Genomic DNA, 18,235 nt, shown 5'->3' on the forward strand with positions numbered 1-18,235 from the left:
GGTTTTGTTTCACTACAGCTCTGCGCTGATGGCCGCAAGTTTGCTGGCCTGGTGCTTCGGCTTGCGGCATGCCGTCGATGCTGATCACATTGCGGCGATTGATAACGTGACGCGCAAAATGATGCAGCAAGGGAAACGCCCAATTGGCATTGGGGCCTGGTTCTCCCTCGGTCACTCCAGCATTGTGGTGTTGGCTTCCGTGGCCATTGCCGCCACTGCAGCAGCATTCCAGAGTGATATGGACTGGTTTCAAAATGTCGGCGGTGTGATTGGCACCACCATTTCGGCGTGTTTCTTGCTGGCAATGGCGCTGGTCAACCTGATGATTTTACGTGGTGTATGGCGCAATTTCCGTCAGCTTAAGCGTGGTGAACCGCTCTGTGCCGAGGCGACGGATTTTACCGGTGGCGGTGTGATGAGCTGGCTGTTTCGCTCCACTTTCAAGCTGATTAATAAAAGCTGGCACATGTATTGGGTCGGTTTTTTGTTTGGTTTAGGATTTGATACGGCAACTGAGATTGGCATCCTGGGCATTTCTGCCGCCAGTGCATCTAGCGGTATGTCGATGTGGTCGATTCTGGTGTTCCCGGCACTGTTTGCCAGTGGGATGGCGCTGATTGATACGCTCGACAATATTATTATGGTTGGCGCTTATGGTTGGGCGTTTAACAAACCGCAACGCAAGCTCTATTACAACATGACGATTACCGGCACCTCCGTGGTCGTCGCTCTGTTTATTGGCGGCATGGAGGCGTTGGGGTTGTTGGCGGATAAATTCGACCTGCATAGTGGCATGTGGAAGTGGGTTGACGCGTTGAATGAGAATCTCGGGAATGCGGGCTTTATCGTGGTTGGGTTGTTTATTGCCTGTTGGATTGTGTCGATGCTGAATTATCGCTGGAAAGGGTACGACTCTTTAGTGGTTCGCTAGAAACTTGTCGGATGACGCTTCGCTTATCTGACCTACGAAAAGCCATCGTTAGGTCGGTACGCGAATCGTCATCCACCATGACCATTCAATTAATTTCCGCTTTCATCCCACGCGCGTTCAATCTCTTCTGCAAGGATCTTCACGCCCGCTTCGATTTTATCTGGCTCCGGCACATAGTTCATACGCATACATTGATGCGTGTGTGGCCACGGCTTATCAAGGCCTGGGAAGAAATAATCCCCCGGCACCATCAAAACGCCACGTTTTTTCAGGCGCTGATAGAGCAATTCGGTAGAGATCGGCAGGTCTTTAAACCACAGCCATAGGAAAATTGCGCCCTCGGGTTTGTGAATCAGGCAGCGTTCTGGTGACAAGTAGCGGCGAAGAATCGCGATCGTGTCCTGAACACGCTGGTAATAGAACGGTTTAACCACCGTTTCAGACAAGCGCAGCAAATCGTTACGCTTAATCATCTCACACGCCATCGCAGGGCCAATACCACCCGGTGCCAGGCTGATGATTCCATTCATGTTTCTGATTGCTGAGATAATTTTGTCATTGGCAACAATAATGCCGCAACGGCTGCCCGGTAAACCCAGTTTTGACAAGCTCATGCACAAGATGATGTTTGGATTCCACAACGGGCGGGCTTCGCTGAAAATAATCCCCGGGAAGGGAACGCCATAAGCGTTATCAATCACCAGCGGAATACCGTGCTGGTTGGCCAACGCATCGAGTTTAATCAGCTCTTCATCGGTAATCACGTTGCCCGTTGGGTTGGTAGGGCGCGAGACGCAAATCATCCCGGTATCAGGGCCGATACGCAGATGCTCAAAGTCTACGTGATATTTAAACTGGCCTTCTGGCAGCAGTTCGATGTTGGGTCGCGTCGAGACAAACAGGTCTTCTTCAAGGCCGGAATCAGCATAGCCGATGTATTCCGGTGCCAGAGGGAACAACACCTTTTTAGTGCTGCCATCGGCATAACGGCCCGCAAACAAGTTAAACAAGTAGAAAAAGGCACTCTGACTACCATTTGTCAGTGCAATATTCTGCGCAGTGATATCCCAACCTAATTCGGTGCGCAGCATATCCGCAAGCGCGTCAAGTAACTCACTTTTCCCCTGCGGACCATCGTAATTGCATAGTGCATCGGTCATTTTCCCGTTTGCCAGCATGTCTGCCAGCAGCTCCTGGAAGTAGTCATTCATCGCAGGAATTTGTGCAGGATTACCGCCACCCAGCATGATTGCACCTGGCGTGCGCAGGCCGTCGTTCAAGTCCTCCATCAGGCGTGTAATGCCTGCATGGCGGGTAAATTTGTCGCCGAAAAGTGAAAACGTCATAACGTAGAGGTCTTTGACAATCAAAAAGAGGCTAACCATAACGCCGTAAAAGACGCGGTGCAAACGCATTAAGGATAGCCTCTAATCGGTAATATGCTGCCTAACCACACATAGAAAGCATTAAATGCTGAATCTATTTTTGTCGGATGACGCTTCGCTTATCCGACTTACAGTCTTTATGGATTATGGGTTCCCCGCCCAAACCACCATCACTTTGTCATCATCTGACTGACGGCTGAAACCATATCCTTGCTTCATGTTTAGCGTGTTCTGTTGGCCCGTACCAATGGCCGGATGGCGGGCACGGAACTGGCTGATTCTCTGCCAGTGCGACAGTGTGGCGACGTTTTGCCCCCAGTTCATATCAGAACGCGTGCCCTGGAGCGGGTCAGAACCGGTCGGACCAAACGGACGTTCTGTTTCATCACCATAGAAAATCTGCACCGCACCCGGCGCCAGCAGCAGCAGTTCTGCAGCACGCTGCCCCCCTTCACGGAACAGGCGAGTATCGTGCGAAGAAAGGTAGCTAAGAACATTAAAATCTTGCAACTTAGCCGCCATTTGCTGCCAGGTGAGGTCAATGTTCGCCAGACAATCAACCGCTTTTGCCGCTTGCTCCTGATAATCAAAATTGATCATCGCGTCAAAACCGCTGTTGTAGTAGTCGCTTTTCATCACCCCGTGGCCCCAGGACTCTCCGGTCATCCAGAAAGATGCATCATCAAGCTTCTTGTCTGGATGGGCTTTTTTCCATTCCGCCAGTGCGCTAACAGACTGTGCTTTAAGTTGCTGCCAGCCCGCTTTTTCAACGTGTTTTGCGGTATCGACCCGAAAACCATCAATACCGTAGTCACGCACCCATTGGCTAAGCCAGTGAGTCAGGTAATCGCGCACGGTGTCGCCCGCAATTTCTTTCGCGTGGGTATCAGGTTTATGACGATAAAAGATGGGCAAACCCGCAGCGTGTGTCGATTCAGTTTTCAAATCCGGTAAGAACGCCAGCGACAGTGTTAAATCATCAAAACCAGGGCTGTCGTAATTGCCGATATCGGTACGAATCCAATTTTTCCCCCACCAGTTTTGCCAGGCAGTACTGTCACCAAAGTTGATGTAATCATTAAAGGAATGCCAGCTTTGACCCGCAGCGGGTTTCCAGTCCGTCCAATTTTTGCCAAGCGTTTTAGTCAGTTCATCGCCTTTCAGGTAGAGCGCGCCAAACTGATACTCCTGCATATCCGCAAGGGTGGCGTAGCCGGTGTGGTTCATGACGATATCGAATAAAATACGGATCCCACGCTTATGGGCTTCATCCACCAGGGTGCGCAGTTCATCCGCGGTGCCCATATTGGCGTCGAGTTTGGTCCAGTCCATGGTGTAGTAACCGTGGTAGGCGTAATGCGGGAAATCGCCTTTGGTGCCGCCGCCAACCCAGCCGTGGATTTGTTCCAGCGGTGAGCTTATCCACAATGCGTTGACGCCCAATTGCTGGAGATAGTCGAGCTTGTGGGTTAAACCGGCGAGGTCACCGCCGTGGAACGTGCCAATTTCTTGCATGCCATCTTTATGACGGCCATAGCTGCTGTCGTTGTTAGGATTGCCATTTGCAAAACGGTCAGTCAGAACAAAGTAGACCGTGGCATTTTGCCAGCTAAATGGCGCAGCCTGTTTGGTGCTGGCAGACTCCAGCAGCAACAGGCCATTGCTGTTTGCCGCAGGCATCAGGGTAATCTGGCCTTGTTTGACCGTTGCCGTCGCACCACTGTAGAAATCGCGTACTTCGCTGCCCTCAGCGAAGGTTTTGCTCACCTCCACGGTTAACGCTTTACCATCCCATTTTGGGCATTGTCGAGTCACATCGACCGGCGCGGCTTGCGGCTCGCTATTCACGCTCAGACTCAGCGTGGGAGTGCCGCTTCGGGTGTCGATTTGTATCCGATACTCACCTTCACGAAATAAACGCCAGACGGGTGCCTCTCCTTCGCAAGGCTTTAACGAAAGTGCCTGGTTCAGTTTGATGGATTCTGCGGGCTGCCAGCAGGTCTGGTCGAGTTTAAGGCTTAGCGGGAGCGCCCCTTTCGCAAGCTTTGCGTCACTGATAAACACACCTGGAGTTTGCTCTTTGAACGCCGGTAGTCCAGGGGTGGTCCACACAGCTTGTGCAAAGCCTGGCAACAGAAGAAACAACAGAGGTAATTTTTTCATAGGGTTAAACCAGCGATTATCTTTTATCCAGTGTGGCACTGTTTTAAGTAGCAGAGTTCATCCCCAAAATGGATAGTTGGGGAGGAGATACCAGGGTGAGTGATGGCGATATCAATTCAGTAAAATATGCGATAACCATCGCAAAATATGACACTTTTTGCCGTCATAAGAACTTCGTACGTGACATCATTTCAGAATTGGATTATTTCTTTTGGTGCTCAGGAGGTCTATTTTTGTTAGTATCTGCGTTCACTTTGTTCGAAACCTTTCACGAATAAGGCACTAGAAACGTAACGATCCGACCAGGAGATCTAATGATATCAACCCCAATCCGACGATTCGGGGCTGCGATACTTATGTTACTGACCTTCAGTTTTTCAACTGGGGTATTAGCAAGTCAACATGAGCCAAAATCGCATAAAGCCCAATTAGCTGCGACAAAAAGCACGAATACACAAAGTAAGAAACTGGCAAGTAGTAAGAAAGAGTATTCTCGCAATAGTGAAATTGCATCGCTCCCTGATTTGCGAAAATACCCTTCCGGAACACCTAGAAAAAAAGCGTTTCTCCGGACGGTCATGCCATATATTACTAGTCAAAATGCAGCGATCACTGTTGATCGTAACTGGCTGGTTTCAAAGCAGTATGAGAAACGCTGGTCACCTTCAGAACGTGCGCGTCTAAAGGATATTACCAAACGCTATAAAATTGCGTGGAGCGGTAATACCAGAAGCGTGCCATGGAATACGCTGATGGAAAAAGTCGACATCATTCCTACCAATATGGTGGCAACGATGGCCGCAGCCGAGAGTGGCTGGGGTACCTCTAAACTCGCACGTAATAATAACAACTTGTTTGGTATGAAGTGCAGCAAGCGTCATTGCAACAGCGAGCCAGGTAAAGTTAAAGGCTACTTGCATTACGATTCAGTTAAAGAAGGCGTTAACTCTTACGTTACAAATCTGAATACGCACCCAGCCTATAAATCTTTCCGTAAATCGCGTGCCCAATTGCGCAAAGCGGATCAAGAAGTCACGGCCAGCAATATGATTCATAAGCTGAAAGGGTATTCAACTAAGGGTAGTAGCTATAACAACTATCTCTTTGCGATGTACCAAACCAATCAGCGTTTTATGGTACCGAATTAATTAAATAAAATAGATTGTTAATAATAAGTAATAAATTCACGCCTTCAATATGAAGGCGTTTTTTTTACACTAATATCTCGCTATACCTATCACGGTGTTCCTTCGGGGTCGCGTCATACTCTTTCTTGAAAACAGAATAAAAATATTGCAGCGATGGATAACCACACATCTGCGATATTTCGTTGATCGACAACGACGTAGAGACCAGCAAGCTACGCGCTTTTTCGAGTTTTTCGGCGTGAATCATCGCATGGATGGTCTCACCGACTTCCTCTTTAAAACGCTTTTCCAGATTGGAACGTGAGATCCCAACCGCATCTAACACCTGTTCAACTTTAATTCCTTTGCAGGCGTGATTGCGGATGTAATGCATCGCCTGAATCACTGCGGGGTCATGCAAAGAACGATAATCCGTTGAGCGGCGTTCGACGACGCGCACCGGCGGCACCAGAATGCGTTGTAATGCGAGCGGTTCGTTATCCATCAAGCGATGTAATAATTTGGCGGCCTGGTATCCCATTTGTCGGGTGCCTTGCGCCACGGATGAAAGCGCCACTCGCGATAAATAGCGCGTCAGTTCTTCGTTATCAATACCAATCACACACAGCTTTTCCGGCACCGGAATGTGCAAATGCTCACAGACCTGTAGAAGATGGCGCGCACGAGCATCGGTCACCGCGATAATCCCAGTCTGTGGGGGTAGCGTTTGCACCCAATCAGCCAACCGATTTTGTGCGTGCTGCCAGTTTTCTGGCGCGGTTTCTATCCCTTGATAAACCACACCACGATATTTTTCTTTCGCCACCAGTTGGTTAAAGGCATGTTCGCGCTCCATCGCCCAACCTTTGCCACTGGAATTGGGTAAACCGTAGAAGGCAAAACGCTGAACACCTTTCTCCTTGAGATGCAAAAATGCACTTTCCACCAATGCGTGGTTATCAGTGGCAATGTAATGCACTGGCGGATAGTGCTCGGGTAAATGGTAAGAGCCCCCAACGCCGACAATCGGCACTTCGGCACCCTCTAACAAATGCTGAATTTCTGCATCGTCGAAATCGGCAATAACCCCATCCCCTAAACATTCCTTAATGTTATCGATACGGGCACGGAAATCTTCTTCGATAAAAATATCCCACTCGGATTGAGACGCCTGCAAATATTCACCCACCCCTTCCACCACTTGGCGGTCATAGGCTTTATTGGCATTGAATAACAACGTAATGCGATGACGTTTCTCAAACATGCTTTGTATTTCCTGATAAAAAACCCTTACATTCAATACCATAATTGCAAAAGTGCCGGGTAACATTCACCCGGCACTGTGATCATTTGCACACTACGCTCTACGTTTAGTCGCCGAATCCATCCATACTGCCAGCAGCAAAATCGCCCCTTTTACGATGTACTGCCAGAACGTGGGCACATCCATCATGCTCATTCCGTTATCCAGAGAAGCCATGATAAACGCGCCCATCACAGCACCGGCGACACTCCCCACTCCGCCCGCAAGGCTGGTGCCACCAATCACACATGCCGCGATAGCATCGAGTTCAGCAATGTTCCCCGCAGAAGGGGAGCCAGCGCCCAGACGTGAGCTGAGAATCAACCCGGCAATCGCCACCATGAGTCCATTGATGGCGAAAACCGCCAACTTGGTGCGTTCAACATTAATACCAGACAGGCGCGCCGCTTCAATATTGCCGCCAATCGCATAAATACGCCGCCCAAATGCGGTGCGAGTCGCCATAAACATACCGGCCAGCAGTAATAACGACAGGATTAGTACGGGTGTTGGCACGCCCCGGTAATCATTGAGTAACCAAATGGCCCCTAACACAATCACGGCTGTGATTGCCTGGCGCCCTACAACACCTGTCGATGCGGGTATTTCCAGCCCCAATGCCTGACGGCGGAGACGCATCCGCCATTGCCAGGCAACAAAAAAGACCAGCCCTAATGTGCCGATACCAAAGCCGATACCGTCCGGGAGATAACTTTGTCCGATTTGCGACATATCGACGCTGGTTGGCGAAACGGTGGTGCCGTTAGTAATGCCGATCAACACACCGCGAAACGCCAACATTCCGGCGAGGGTGACAATAAAAGAAGGGACTTTGCGATAAGCCACCCACCAACCGTTCCATGCCCCCAGAACCAGGCCCAGAGCTAATGTCACAACGATAGTCAGTGGTAGTGGCCAACCTAACCAGACATCGAATATCGCCGCTACACCGCCCAGCAAGCCCATCATTGAGCCAACGGAAAGGTCAATTTCCGCCGAGATAATGACGAACACCATCCCTACTGCCAGAATTCCAGTGATAGCCGTCTGGCGTAGCAGGTTAGAGACGTTTCTGGCACTGAGGTAAGAACCATCGGTAGTCCAGGTGAAGAACAGCATGATCGCCACAATCGCGGCAATCATGACAAAAACCTGAAAATTAAGCGCCCGCAATCCCGCAAAAGGCGAAGCCGTAGGTGCCGTGAGTTTCAGTTCAGACTGATTGGTTTTCGACATGCTTTTCACTCCTCAGTGCAGCTTCCATAACCTGCTCCTGGGTCAAATTGTTATTCATCAGATCAGCTTTGATGCGCCCTTCATGCATCACCAGCACTCTGTCACTCAGACCCAGCACTTCTGGTAATTCTGATGAGATAACAATGACCGCAATACCTTGCTGCACCAGTTGGTTGATAAGTTTGTAGATTTCATATTTCGCGCCGATATCAATGCCACGCGTGGGTTCATCAAGAATCAGGATGCGGGGATTGAGCAGCAGACAACGCGCCAGAATCGCTTTTTGCTGATTGCCACCACTCAGGCGGCCAATAGACAGCTCGGGCGATGATGTTTTCACTTTTAGCCGCGCAATTGATTGCAGAATGCAGTTAAATTCTGCGGCGTCATCAAGGTGAGTTAACGCTCCAGAAAACTGGCTTAGTGCGGCAAGCGTGATGTTTTGTCCTACCGCCATAATCGGCACAATGCCATCTTTTTTGCGATCTTCAGGCACCATCGCAATACCATGCGCAATGGCTTGTTGGCAGCTACCAATGGAAACTTGTTGGTTATCAATGAAAATCCGGCCTTCAGATTTGCCCGGCCAGACACCAAATAAACACTGCACCGCTTCGGTACGCCCCGCCCCCACTAACCCGGCAATGCCCAGAATTTCGCCTTTATGCAGTGAAAACGAAACGTCGTTCACCCGTTTGATTTGGCGGTTTACCGGATGCCAGGCGGTAAGATGCTCAACACGAAGAATTTCATCGCCAATCTGGTGCGGTTCATTGGGGTAAAGAGCCGTCAGCTCGCGCCCAACCATCATGGTGATAATGTCTTCTTCACGCATCAGTGCCGCTTCGCGAGTGCCGATGTGTTTACCATCGCGGATAACACAGATGGTGTCGGAAATAGCTTTAACTTCATTGAGTTTGTGAGAGATATAAACACAGGCGATGCCGTGCGCTTGCAGGTCACGAATAATCCCCAACAACACCGCCGTTTCTTGCTCGGTTAACGAGGCGGTTGGTTCATCCAGAATGAGAAGACGCACCTGCTTATTCAATGCTTTGGCAATTTCGACCAGCTGTTGTTGCCCAAGCCCGAGCGACCCCACGCGAGTATCCGGGGAAATATTTAAGCTCACCTGTGCGAGCAATTTTTGGCAACGGAGCGTCATGCTGTCGTAGTCCAACACGCCATGCCGTGACATCTCTGCACCGAGGAAAATATTCTCCAGCACCGTCAAATGCTTAACCAGCGCCAGCTCCTGGTGAATAATCGCAATACCTTTGCGCTCGGTATCGCGGATATGGCTCGCCTGGATTTTTTCTCCGGCAAACCAAATTTCACCCTCGTAGCTGCCAAAAGGATAAATACCGCACAAGACTTTCATCAGCGTGGATTTTCCGGAGCCGTTCTCGCCACAAAGCGACATCACTTCACCGGAATCAACTGACAAACTGACGCTATCAACCGCCTTCACAGCACCGAAGGTTTTAGTGATCTTTTTCATTTCCAACAAACAAGGCATAGCGACTCCTTTACCTCTTTTAAGGGTATTGCCCGTGGTAAACCACGGGCGCAGTAGGCTATAGCTCGTTCTTTTTGTGGAAACCGTCAGCCACAACCGTGCTGTCGATATTGGCTTTGTCGACTTCGATTGGCGTCAGAAGGCGTGAAGGGACATCTTTAACGCCGTTATTAAGAGAAGCATCAGAAGCGGGTTGTTTGCCTTCGCCTAATTCAACGGCAATTTCCGCTGCTGTATTCGCAAGCTTGGTGATTGGCTTATAAACCGTCATGGTCTGCGTACCGGCAATAATACGTTTCACACCGGCTAAATCCGCGTCTTGCCCGGATATCGCGACTTTACCCGCCAACCCTTGCGCACTCAGCGCCTGGATTGCCCCCCCTGCAGTGGCATCGTTTGATGCGACAACGGCATCAATTTTATTGTTATTCGCCGTCAGCGCATTTTCCATGATTTTCAATGCGTTTTCAGGTAACCAACCATCAGCCCATTGGTCGCCAACGACTTTTATTTTCCCGTTATCAATATACGGTTTTAATACTTTCATCTGCCCTGCACGGAATAACTTCGCATTATTATCAACCGGTGAGCCACCCATCAAGAAATAATTACCAGAAGGCACTTTGTTAACAATACTTTGCGCCTGAAGCTCACCGACCTTTTCATTATCAAAAGAAATATAATAATCAATATCTGCATTATTAATCATGCGATCATAAGCTAATACTTTTATCCCTTCTCTTTTGGCTTCAGCAATCACGTTGCTTAATACCTGGCCGTTATACGGAATAATGACCAGAACATCGACGCCACGGTTGATCATGTTTTCTATTTGCGAAATTTGTGTTTCTTCGCTGCCGTTAGCGGACTGAACAAAGACTTCCGCACCCAAAGACTCGGCTTTTTTAACAAAGATATCGCGGTCTTTCTGCCAGCGTTCAAGACGCAGGTCATCAATTGCCATGCCAATTTTGACTTCTTTGGCGATACTGCAGGCGCTGGTGAGTACGAGTGAGGCACACAATGTGAGTAAGAAGTTCTTAATCTTCATTTTCATCTTTTTATACCTGTGTAGGGTGGGATAAATCGGATTAAAAATTATTAACATCTGTTGAACGGATAGAATTGTTGTCTGTGAATGCGAATCCAGCAATTACAGATTTTTATCTTCCCATTATGTTTTTTGGTTTAATTATGAATTTATGATGGGGATCTGATTTTCATTTAATAAAACCACTCATTGCAATATTTACTGGAATAACCCTCGAGACATTTAATTCATTATTTTTAGCTTTTTTTGCGAGGCAGCGCACATTTGAGCATTCTCTTAATCGCAGTGTGAAATAACGTAATTGAGCAAACTCCAGGGAAAATACAGGATGGTTAGAGAATCGCTTATTTGCTAAACCCAAAAGATTTCGAGATGCAGGAAGGCAGCAAAAGAGTGAATCCCGATGAGCTTACTTGAGTAAGTGATTCGGGTGAGCGAGAGCCGCTAACGCACAGGCAACTTGAAAGATTATGGGTATATTTCCCCTGATCACGGAGTCAATCATGCAAACCTATTTCGACCAACTTGAACGTGTACGTTTTGAAGGCCCTAAAACCGCTAACCCGCTGGCATTTCGTCACTACAATCCAGAAGAAATCGTGCTGGGCAAACGCATGGAAGAGCACCTGCGCTTTGCCGCGTGTTACTGGCATAACTTCTGCTGGAACGGTGCAGATATGTTTGGTGCCGGTTCTTTTGAACGTCCGTGGCAGCAAGCAGGTGACGCACTAGGTTTGGCAAAACTGAAAGCTGATGTTGCCTTCGAGTTCTTCCACAAACTGAATGTTCCGTATTACTGCTTCCACGATGTGGACGTCTCACCAGAAGGCGCGTCACTGAAAGAGTACCTGAATAACTTCGCGAAAATGACCGAAGTGCTGGCGCAAAAGCAGCAGGAAAGCGGCGTGAAATTGTTGTGGGGTACCGCCAACTGCTTTACCAACCCTCGTTATGGTGCGGGTGCTGCGACCAGTCCAGATCCAGAAGTCTTCTCCTGGGCGGCAACGCAAGTCGTTACCGCGATGAATGCGACTCACCAGTTGGGTGGAGAAAACTATGTGCTGTGGGGTGGCCGTGAAGGCTACGAATCACTGCTCAATACCGATTTGCGCCAGGAGCGTGAGCAAATTGGCCGCTTCTTGCAGATGGTGGTTGAACACAAACACAAAATTGGTTTCCGCGGCACGTTGCTCATCGAGCCTAAACCACAAGAGCCGACCAAGCATCAGTACGATTACGATGTTGCTACAGTCTACGGTTTCCTGAAGCAGTTTGGCCTGGAAAAAGAGATCAAAGTAAACATTGAAGCGAACCACGCGACACTCGCGGGTCACTCGTTCCATCACGAAATCGCCAGCGCCATTGCGTTGGGTATCTTCGGTTCTGTCGATGCCAACCGTGGCGACCCGCAATTGGGTTGGGATACAGACCAGTTCCCGAACAGCGTGGAAGAAAACTCACTGGTGATGTACGAAATTCTGAAAGCAGGTGGTTTCACCACTGGCGGCCTGAACTTTGACGCCAAAGTCCGTCGTCAAAGCACCGATAAGTATGACCTGTTCCATGGTCACATTGGTGCCATGGATGTGATGGCGCTGTCGCTGAAAATTGCCGCACGCATGATTGAAGATGGCGAGCTGGATAAACGTGTTGCGAAGCGTTATGCCGGTTGGAATGGTGAACTTGGCCAGCAAATTCTGAAAGGGCAAATGTCACTTTCACAAATTGCGCAGTACGCTGAACAACATAACCTGAATCCACAGCATCAGAGCGGACGTCAGGAATTACTGGAAAACCTGGTGAATCATTATCTGTTCGATAGATAAATTTAAGCCCAGGTCTGGAAGGACCACCTGCAGCGAATGCCCTAAATAATTCGAGTTGCAGGTAGGCGGCAAAGGCTCGAATCCCCAGGAGCTGACATCAGTAAGTGACTGGGGTGAAATCCTGCAGCCAACATCCCTGCAATTTGAAGAATGACGGGTATATAAGGAACGACACTATGTACATTGGAATCGATCTGGGCACATCGGGTGTTAAAGCGATTTTACTCGGAGAGCAAGGCGAGGTGCTGGCTACGTGCACTGAAACGCTGACTGTGTCACGTCCGCATCCGTTATGGTCAGAGCAAGATCCAGAGCACTGGTGGCAAGCAACCGACCGTGCAATGAAAGCACTCGGCGAGCAGCATTCGCTTAAAGATGTGAAAGCGGTGGGGATTGCTGGGCAGATGCACGGTGCAACACTGCTCGATAGCCAGCAGAACGTTTTACGCCCGGCGATTTTATGGAATGACGGTCGCTGTGCAGAAGAGTGCGCCTTGCTGGAAGCAAGCGTACCCGAATCACGCGACATTACCGGCAACTTGATGATGCCGGGCTTTACCGCACCAAAACTGTTGTGGGTACAACGCCATGAGCCTGAGGTTTTCGCAAAAATCGATAAAGTCCTGTTACCGAAGGATTACCTGCGACTGCGTATGAGCGGCGTTTTTGCCAGCGATATGTCCGATGCCGCAGGCACCATGTGGCTGGATGTCGCAAAGCGAGACTGGAGCGACAAAATGCTCGATGCGTGCCAGTTGAGCCGCAAGCAAATGCCGGATTTATTCGAAGGCTGTGAAATGACTGGCACGTTGAAAGCAGACGTTGCTCAGGCATGGAATATGCCCGCAGTGCCGGTTGTTGCAGGTGGTGGCGATAATGCCGCTGGTGCTGTAGGTGTCGGCATGATGGATATTGGGCAAGCGATGTTATCGCTGGGTACTTCGGGAGTTTACTTCGCAGTCAGCGATGGTTTCCGCAGTAAACCGGAAAGTGCCGTCCACAGCTTCTGTCACGCGTTGCCCCATCGTTGGCATCTCATGTCGGTGATGCTCAGTGCTGCATCGTGTCTCGATTGGGCAGCAAAATTGACGGGTCTGGGTAGCGTTCCGGCACTGCTGGCCGCCGCCGAAAATTCTAATCAAGATGCAGGCGATGTCTGGTTCTTGCCTTATCTGTCTGGCGAGCGCACTCCGCACAATAATCCGCAGGCAAAAGGTGTTTTCTTTGGTCTGACACATCAGCATGGGCCAGCAGAACTCGCTCGTGCGGTGCTGGAAGGTGTAGGTTATGCACTCGCGGATGGAATGGATGTCGTGCATTCCTGCGGTGTAACGCCACAAAGTGTCACGCTAATTGGGGGGGGAGCGCGTAGCCCGTTCTGGCGGCAGATGCTGGCAGATATCAGTGGGCAAACGCTGGATTATCGCACCGGAGGGGATGTCGGCCCGGCACTTGGTGCGGCACGTCTGGCACAAATCGCGATGTCACCGCATAAATCACTACATGACCTGCTTCCGCAGTTATCGCTTGAGCAACAACATAAGCCTGACATGGCTCGCCATGAGCAATATAAAACGCGTCGCAAAGTGTTTAACCAGATTTATCAGCAGCTATTGCCGTTGATGTCGTGAGTTTTCTAATGCCGTGAGTTTAAAGCAATGAAGGCGTGTATCTGCGCCTTCATCTTTACAACAGCACCCGTAAAACCTAACCAACCGCAGTTAAAACAAGTCCTCATGTACTGACTACATACGGCCTTTATTGATAGCGTCAATAGTGCTGGCGACTACGTTTTCAAGCGATTGATTAATATCCACCACCAGCACATCCGCTTCGTCAGACTTAGGTTCTTGCAGCGCTTCAAACTGAGTCACCAACATCTGCGTTTTAAAGAAGTGGCCTTTACGCGCTTTCAGGCGGTTTTCAATGACCTCGAAATCGCCTTTCATGTAGATGAAGGACAGATTCGGATTACCGTCACGTAATTGGTCGCGATAAACTTTTTTCAGTGCGGAACAAACAATCAGGGAGACTTTGTTGGTGCGCTGCATGGCGAATGCCGCATCGTTTAATGCTTGCAGCCATGGCTTGCGATCTTCATCGTTGAGCGGCTCACCGGAAGCCATTTTCATGATATTGCAACGTGGGTGCAGGAAGTCGCCGTCAAGAAACGCCGCATTGAGTTGGTGTGCAACTTCACTTGCAACAGCAGATTTACCGCTGCCAGAGACGCCCATCAGGACGTAAATATGGTGGTCATGGTTAGTAATGCTCATAGCGTAGCTCCGACTGGCATTTATGGTTGTTACGGGTAACTGTTATCGGTAACATTGTCAGGAGAGCATGCAAAATAAGCAATAACCATTCACTTAAAAAGTGAATAAGTGTGAACTACATCAATAAATGAAGTCATTTCCCCTAAATAATTCCAAGTGCAGGAAGGCAGCCAGACCGTAAGTCCCCACGAGCATAAATAGCTATGTGACTGGCGCGCGCGGGTGCAGCTAACATACCTGCAACTTGAATGATGACGGGAAGTTAAATTGAGCCGCCAGGCGACAACGTAAAACCTAAATCTAACATCTGCGGGGTAATTGTTTCACCGCGAATTCTCGCCAATAAACGCTCGGCACCAATGCGCCCCATACGCTCACGCGGCGTTAACACGCTGGCAAGGCGCGGCTCCATCACCTGACCAATATCATGGCCGTGGAAACCGGCAATCGCCATATCTTGTGGGATACTCAGACCCTGGCGTTGGCATTCAAATGCCGCGCCGATAGCTAAGTCATCGTTAGTACAAAAGATACTGTCGAGTTGCGGGTATTCACGACGCGCCTGACGAAACAGTTCGATACCGGTGGAGTAAGAAGAGGATTGTTCGACCATCACGCTGTAAGGCACAAGACCCGCTTCACGCATGGCTTGCTCGTACCCATTTTTCTTAATCACGGTTCGTTCATCCTGACGAGCGCCAAGATAAGCGACGTGGCGGTGACCGCGAGCAATGATCGCCGCAGTCATCTGGCGTGCCGCTTCGAAGTTATCGAACCCGACGGCAATGTCGAGACACGGTGAAATGCTGTCCATCAGTTCCACAACCGGGATCCCCGCCACTTCAATCATTTTCAAGGTGCGCGGAGTATGCGTGCGTTCAGTGAGGATCAGACCGTCGATATTCCAGGAAAGCATCGATTCCAGACGCTCTTCTTCTAACTCCGGTTTGTAACCGTAGTGAGCGAGCATGGTCTGGTAGCCGTAAGCATCAATAACATTTTCAATGCCACGCAGCACTTCAGCAAAAACCTGGTTGGTTAGCGAAGGCAATAACACGCCGACAGCTCGGCTTGTCGAGTTAGAAAGGATGTCTGGTGCGCGGTTGGGAATATAGCCAAGTTCATCAAGGGCGGCGGCAATTTTTACCTGTAATAAAGCGGAAACCTGATCAGGATTACGCAAAAAACGGCTGACCGTCATTTTGGTTATTCCAACGCGGTCTGCAACATCCTGTAATACCGGTCTTTTCTTTTTCATTGTTTTGCTGTGCGGGTTGGCTATCGACAGCAAAGTTTAGCACGGACAAAGCACAACCTTCCCCCTGTTTCGAGGAAGGTTATGACGGGTAAATATGCATTTAAATACCCGAAATCATTCGTGGTGTAGCAAGGCGGCAAGGAAATGAATCCCCGGGAACTTACTAAGGTAAGTGACCGGGGTGAATTTCCGTAGCCAACACCGCTACAACGCGAAGGATGACGGGTATTAGACTGGCGGTAAATCGAACAACAGAATTTCACTGGCTTCGCTGGCATGAATCGAAATAGCTTGCTCATCCCAAACAGCGACTGCATCGCTGGTTTTGGCTTGAGTGCCATTTATCGACACATCGCCTTTCACAACTTGAATCCAGATGCGGCGTTCTGCTGGGACCTGGTAAACAGTTTGCTCATCTTTTGCCAGCGCCCAACGCGACAATTCCATGTCCTGATTCACCTTGAGGGAACCGTCACGTGCATCAGGCGACAGGACCAGTTGGCGCCCTTGCGGAGCATCAAAACGGCGCTGGTCGTAACGCGGTGTGATACCCTTTTTATCCGGGATGATCCAGATTTGGTACAGGCGCAGACGCTCGGTTTTGTTTGGGTTGTACTCGGAGTGAGTAATCCCGGTACCGGCACTCATAATCTGGAATTCGCCCGCAGGAACCTTTTCTTCGTTACCCATGCTGTCCCGATGCGCAACCGCACCTTCGAGCACATAGGTCAGGATTTCCATGTCTTTGTGCGGGTGGGTACCAAAACCTTCACCGCCTTCGACCACGTCTTCGTTAATGACACGTAACGCCGAGAACCCCATGAAATTGGCATCGTAATAGTTGGCAAAAGAGAAGGTATGCCAGCTGTCCAACCAACCATGATTCGCGTGACCACGTTCTTCAGATTTTCTTAAAAAGATCATTTTCATTTCTCCGCAATTCGTTTGATGGGCTAAGTGTGGACCCGAATCGGAAATGATCATAGAGGGTGAAAATTGACGCCTCTGTTCAAAAAAAATGAATGAGTCGGAGGCGTCATAACAGGGCTAAATGAGGGTCACTACAGAAGGAGAAGCCTGTTCGAAACCGCGCTCGAGGATCTCGAGGTTGGTCAGTGCTTCAATTTCTCTGACGTAATTAGGTTGGCCGTTAATAATGGTTTCATACAGCGCGTCGTAAACACGACCGTAGTCGCCCTGCTCCGGTTTTATCTCTTCGCGTACGGTTTCGCCCGCATCATTCACATATTCCAACACACCGACGCTCGTATCAGCCGCAAAGCCCGGTTCGCCTGGCATGATGTACGCCTTCAGGCTGGTTTCTTGCTGGTCGATACCATATTTAAGGTACGAGCCTTTGGTGCCGTGAACCTGGAATTTCGGATAATCAATTTTCACCAGATGGCTGGTTTTAACGATGGCTTTCAGGTCGCCATAGAAAAGCTGTGCTTCAAAGGTATCGTCTGGATTGGCTTTATTGCGCACGCTACGAATATCGTAGGCGACGCGGTCCGGGCGGCCAAATAACGAGATGATTTGGTCCATGGTATGCACGCCAAGGCCATAAAACGCGCCATCTGCAGGTAAGCCAGGTTTAGTTTCCGCAACCGGACGATACATATCAAAGTGGCTTTCTATTTCGACAATTTCACCCAACTTGCCGCTTTCAATAGCTTTTTTCATCGTCAGGAAACAGGAGTCAAAACGACGATTCTGGTAAGGCGTAACGGTTAGCCCTTTTGATTTAGCCAGTTCAAAAAGTTGTTTAGCTTCGGCAAGTGTCGGGGTAAAGGGTTTTTCCACCAGCACGTTTTTACCCGCTTCCAGCGCACGTTTTGCGTATTCGAAATGGCTATCCTGATGAGTACAAACCACCACCAGTTTTACCTGCGGGTCGTTCAGGATGTCATCGAGCTGGCTGGTAAAATGAATGTGGCTGTATTGCGGTTGCTGTTCGATTTCTGGTTTTTCACTGCGACGAAAAATGTGCGCGACGTGGATTTTATCTTTGCGAACCAGAACGTAAGGGAGATGGTAGCGGGTGGTGCTTTTGCCAAAACCTATAAAAGCGCAGTGTAGAGTCATTGCTTCGTCCTTTTTGACTTTGAATGGCACTTACCCTACTTCATTCTTTGGTTTTTTGGCACCGTGTTTTTTGGC

Annotated in this window: 14 protein-coding genes; 4 read left to right on the top strand and 10 right to left on the bottom strand. The window is 49.4% G+C overall.

Annotated features, from left to right (window positions below; genetic code table 11):
- Positions 1-4: 4 nt before the first annotated feature.
- Positions 5-931, top strand: coding sequence for a HoxN/HupN/NixA family nickel/cobalt transporter (locus VJY99_RS16050; RefSeq protein ID WP_324120235.1), 927 nt, complete (start codon positions 5-7; stop codon positions 929-931).
- An 89-nt stretch (positions 932-1,020) separates the two neighbouring features.
- Here the strand turns inward: VJY99_RS16050 and avtA are convergent, their stop codons facing one another.
- Positions 1,021-2,277, bottom strand: a complete 1,257-nt coding sequence (gene avtA / locus VJY99_RS16055) for a valine--pyruvate transaminase (RefSeq protein WP_324120213.1) — start codon at positions 2,275-2,277, stop codon at positions 1,021-1,023.
- A gap of 183 nt (positions 2,278-2,460) precedes the next feature.
- Positions 2,461-4,479 (bottom strand): alpha-amylase, encoded by a 2,019-nt coding sequence (locus VJY99_RS16060; protein WP_324120215.1) that lies wholly within the window; start codon positions 4,477-4,479, stop codon positions 2,461-2,463.
- Positions 4,480-4,793: 314 nt separating this feature from the next.
- Here VJY99_RS16060 and VJY99_RS16065 point away from each other — a divergent pair, with 314 nt between their 5' ends.
- Positions 4,794-5,627 carry a protein bax gene (locus VJY99_RS16065; RefSeq protein WP_324120217.1) on the top strand — a complete coding sequence of 278 codons (834 nt, stop codon included), beginning with the start codon at positions 4,794-4,796 and terminating at the stop codon, positions 5,625-5,627.
- Positions 5,628-5,691: 64 nt separating this feature from the next.
- Here the strand turns inward: VJY99_RS16065 and xylR are convergent, their stop codons facing one another.
- The 4 genes from xylR to xylF all read right to left on the bottom strand — a co-directional run bounded on the left by xylR (position 5,692) and on the right by xylF (position 10,715).
- Positions 5,692-6,870: a D-xylose utilization transcriptional activator XylR gene (xylR, locus tag VJY99_RS16070; protein ID WP_324120219.1), complete on the bottom strand. Its 1,179-nt coding sequence runs from the start codon at positions 6,868-6,870 to the stop codon at positions 5,692-5,694.
- Positions 6,871-6,963: 93 nt separating this feature from the next.
- On the bottom strand, positions 6,964-8,145 hold the full coding sequence (xylH, locus tag VJY99_RS16075) for a xylose ABC transporter permease XylH (protein ID WP_324120221.1): 1,182 nt from the start codon (positions 8,143-8,145) through the stop codon (positions 6,964-6,966).
- Positions 8,123-9,664 (bottom strand): xylose ABC transporter ATP-binding protein, encoded by a 1,542-nt coding sequence (locus VJY99_RS16080; protein WP_324120223.1) that lies wholly within the window; start codon positions 9,662-9,664, stop codon positions 8,123-8,125. Before VJY99_RS16080 ends, xylH begins: the two co-directional genes overlap by 23 nt.
- Positions 9,665-9,722: 58 nt before the next feature.
- Positions 9,723-10,715: a D-xylose ABC transporter substrate-binding protein gene (gene xylF, locus VJY99_RS16085; protein ID WP_324120236.1), complete on the bottom strand. Its 993-nt coding sequence runs from the start codon at positions 10,713-10,715 to the stop codon at positions 9,723-9,725.
- A gap of 503 nt (positions 10,716-11,218) precedes the next feature.
- Between xylF and xylA the strand changes: the two genes are divergently transcribed.
- Both xylA and xylB read left to right on the top strand, forming a co-directional pair.
- On the top strand, positions 11,219-12,541 hold the full coding sequence (gene xylA, locus VJY99_RS16090; protein WP_324120225.1) for a xylose isomerase: 1,323 nt from the start codon (positions 11,219-11,221) through the stop codon (positions 12,539-12,541).
- Positions 12,542-12,717: 176 nt separating this feature from the next.
- Positions 12,718-14,172 (top strand): xylulokinase, encoded by a 1,455-nt coding sequence (xylB, locus tag VJY99_RS16095; protein ID WP_324120227.1) that lies wholly within the window; start codon positions 12,718-12,720, stop codon positions 14,170-14,172.
- Between the two features lie 114 nt (positions 14,173-14,286).
- Here the strand turns inward: xylB and gntK are convergent, their stop codons facing one another.
- The 4 genes from gntK to VJY99_RS16115 all read right to left on the bottom strand — a co-directional run bounded on the left by gntK (position 14,287) and on the right by VJY99_RS16115 (position 18,160).
- A complete protein-coding gene (gntK, locus tag VJY99_RS16100; protein WP_324120228.1) occupies positions 14,287-14,817 on the bottom strand; it encodes a gluconokinase in 531 nt (176 codons plus the stop codon).
- 262 nt (positions 14,818-15,079) lie between these two features.
- Complete coding sequence (gntR, locus tag VJY99_RS16105; protein ID WP_324120230.1) at positions 15,080-16,075, bottom strand: gluconate operon transcriptional repressor GntR; 996 nt, start codon at positions 16,073-16,075, stop codon at positions 15,080-15,082.
- A 228-nt stretch (positions 16,076-16,303) separates the two neighbouring features.
- Positions 16,304-16,999, bottom strand: coding sequence for a pirin family protein (locus tag VJY99_RS16110; RefSeq protein WP_324120232.1), 696 nt, complete (start codon positions 16,997-16,999; stop codon positions 16,304-16,306).
- 123 nt (positions 17,000-17,122) lie between these two features.
- Entirely contained in the window at positions 17,123-18,160 is a 1,038-nt protein-coding gene (locus VJY99_RS16115; RefSeq protein WP_324120234.1) for an oxidoreductase, read from the bottom strand.
- Positions 18,161-18,235 lie beyond the last annotated feature (75 nt).

Source organism: Buttiauxella sp., from assembly GCF_035271705.1.
GTDB lineage: Bacteria > Pseudomonadota > Gammaproteobacteria > Enterobacterales > Enterobacteriaceae > Buttiauxella.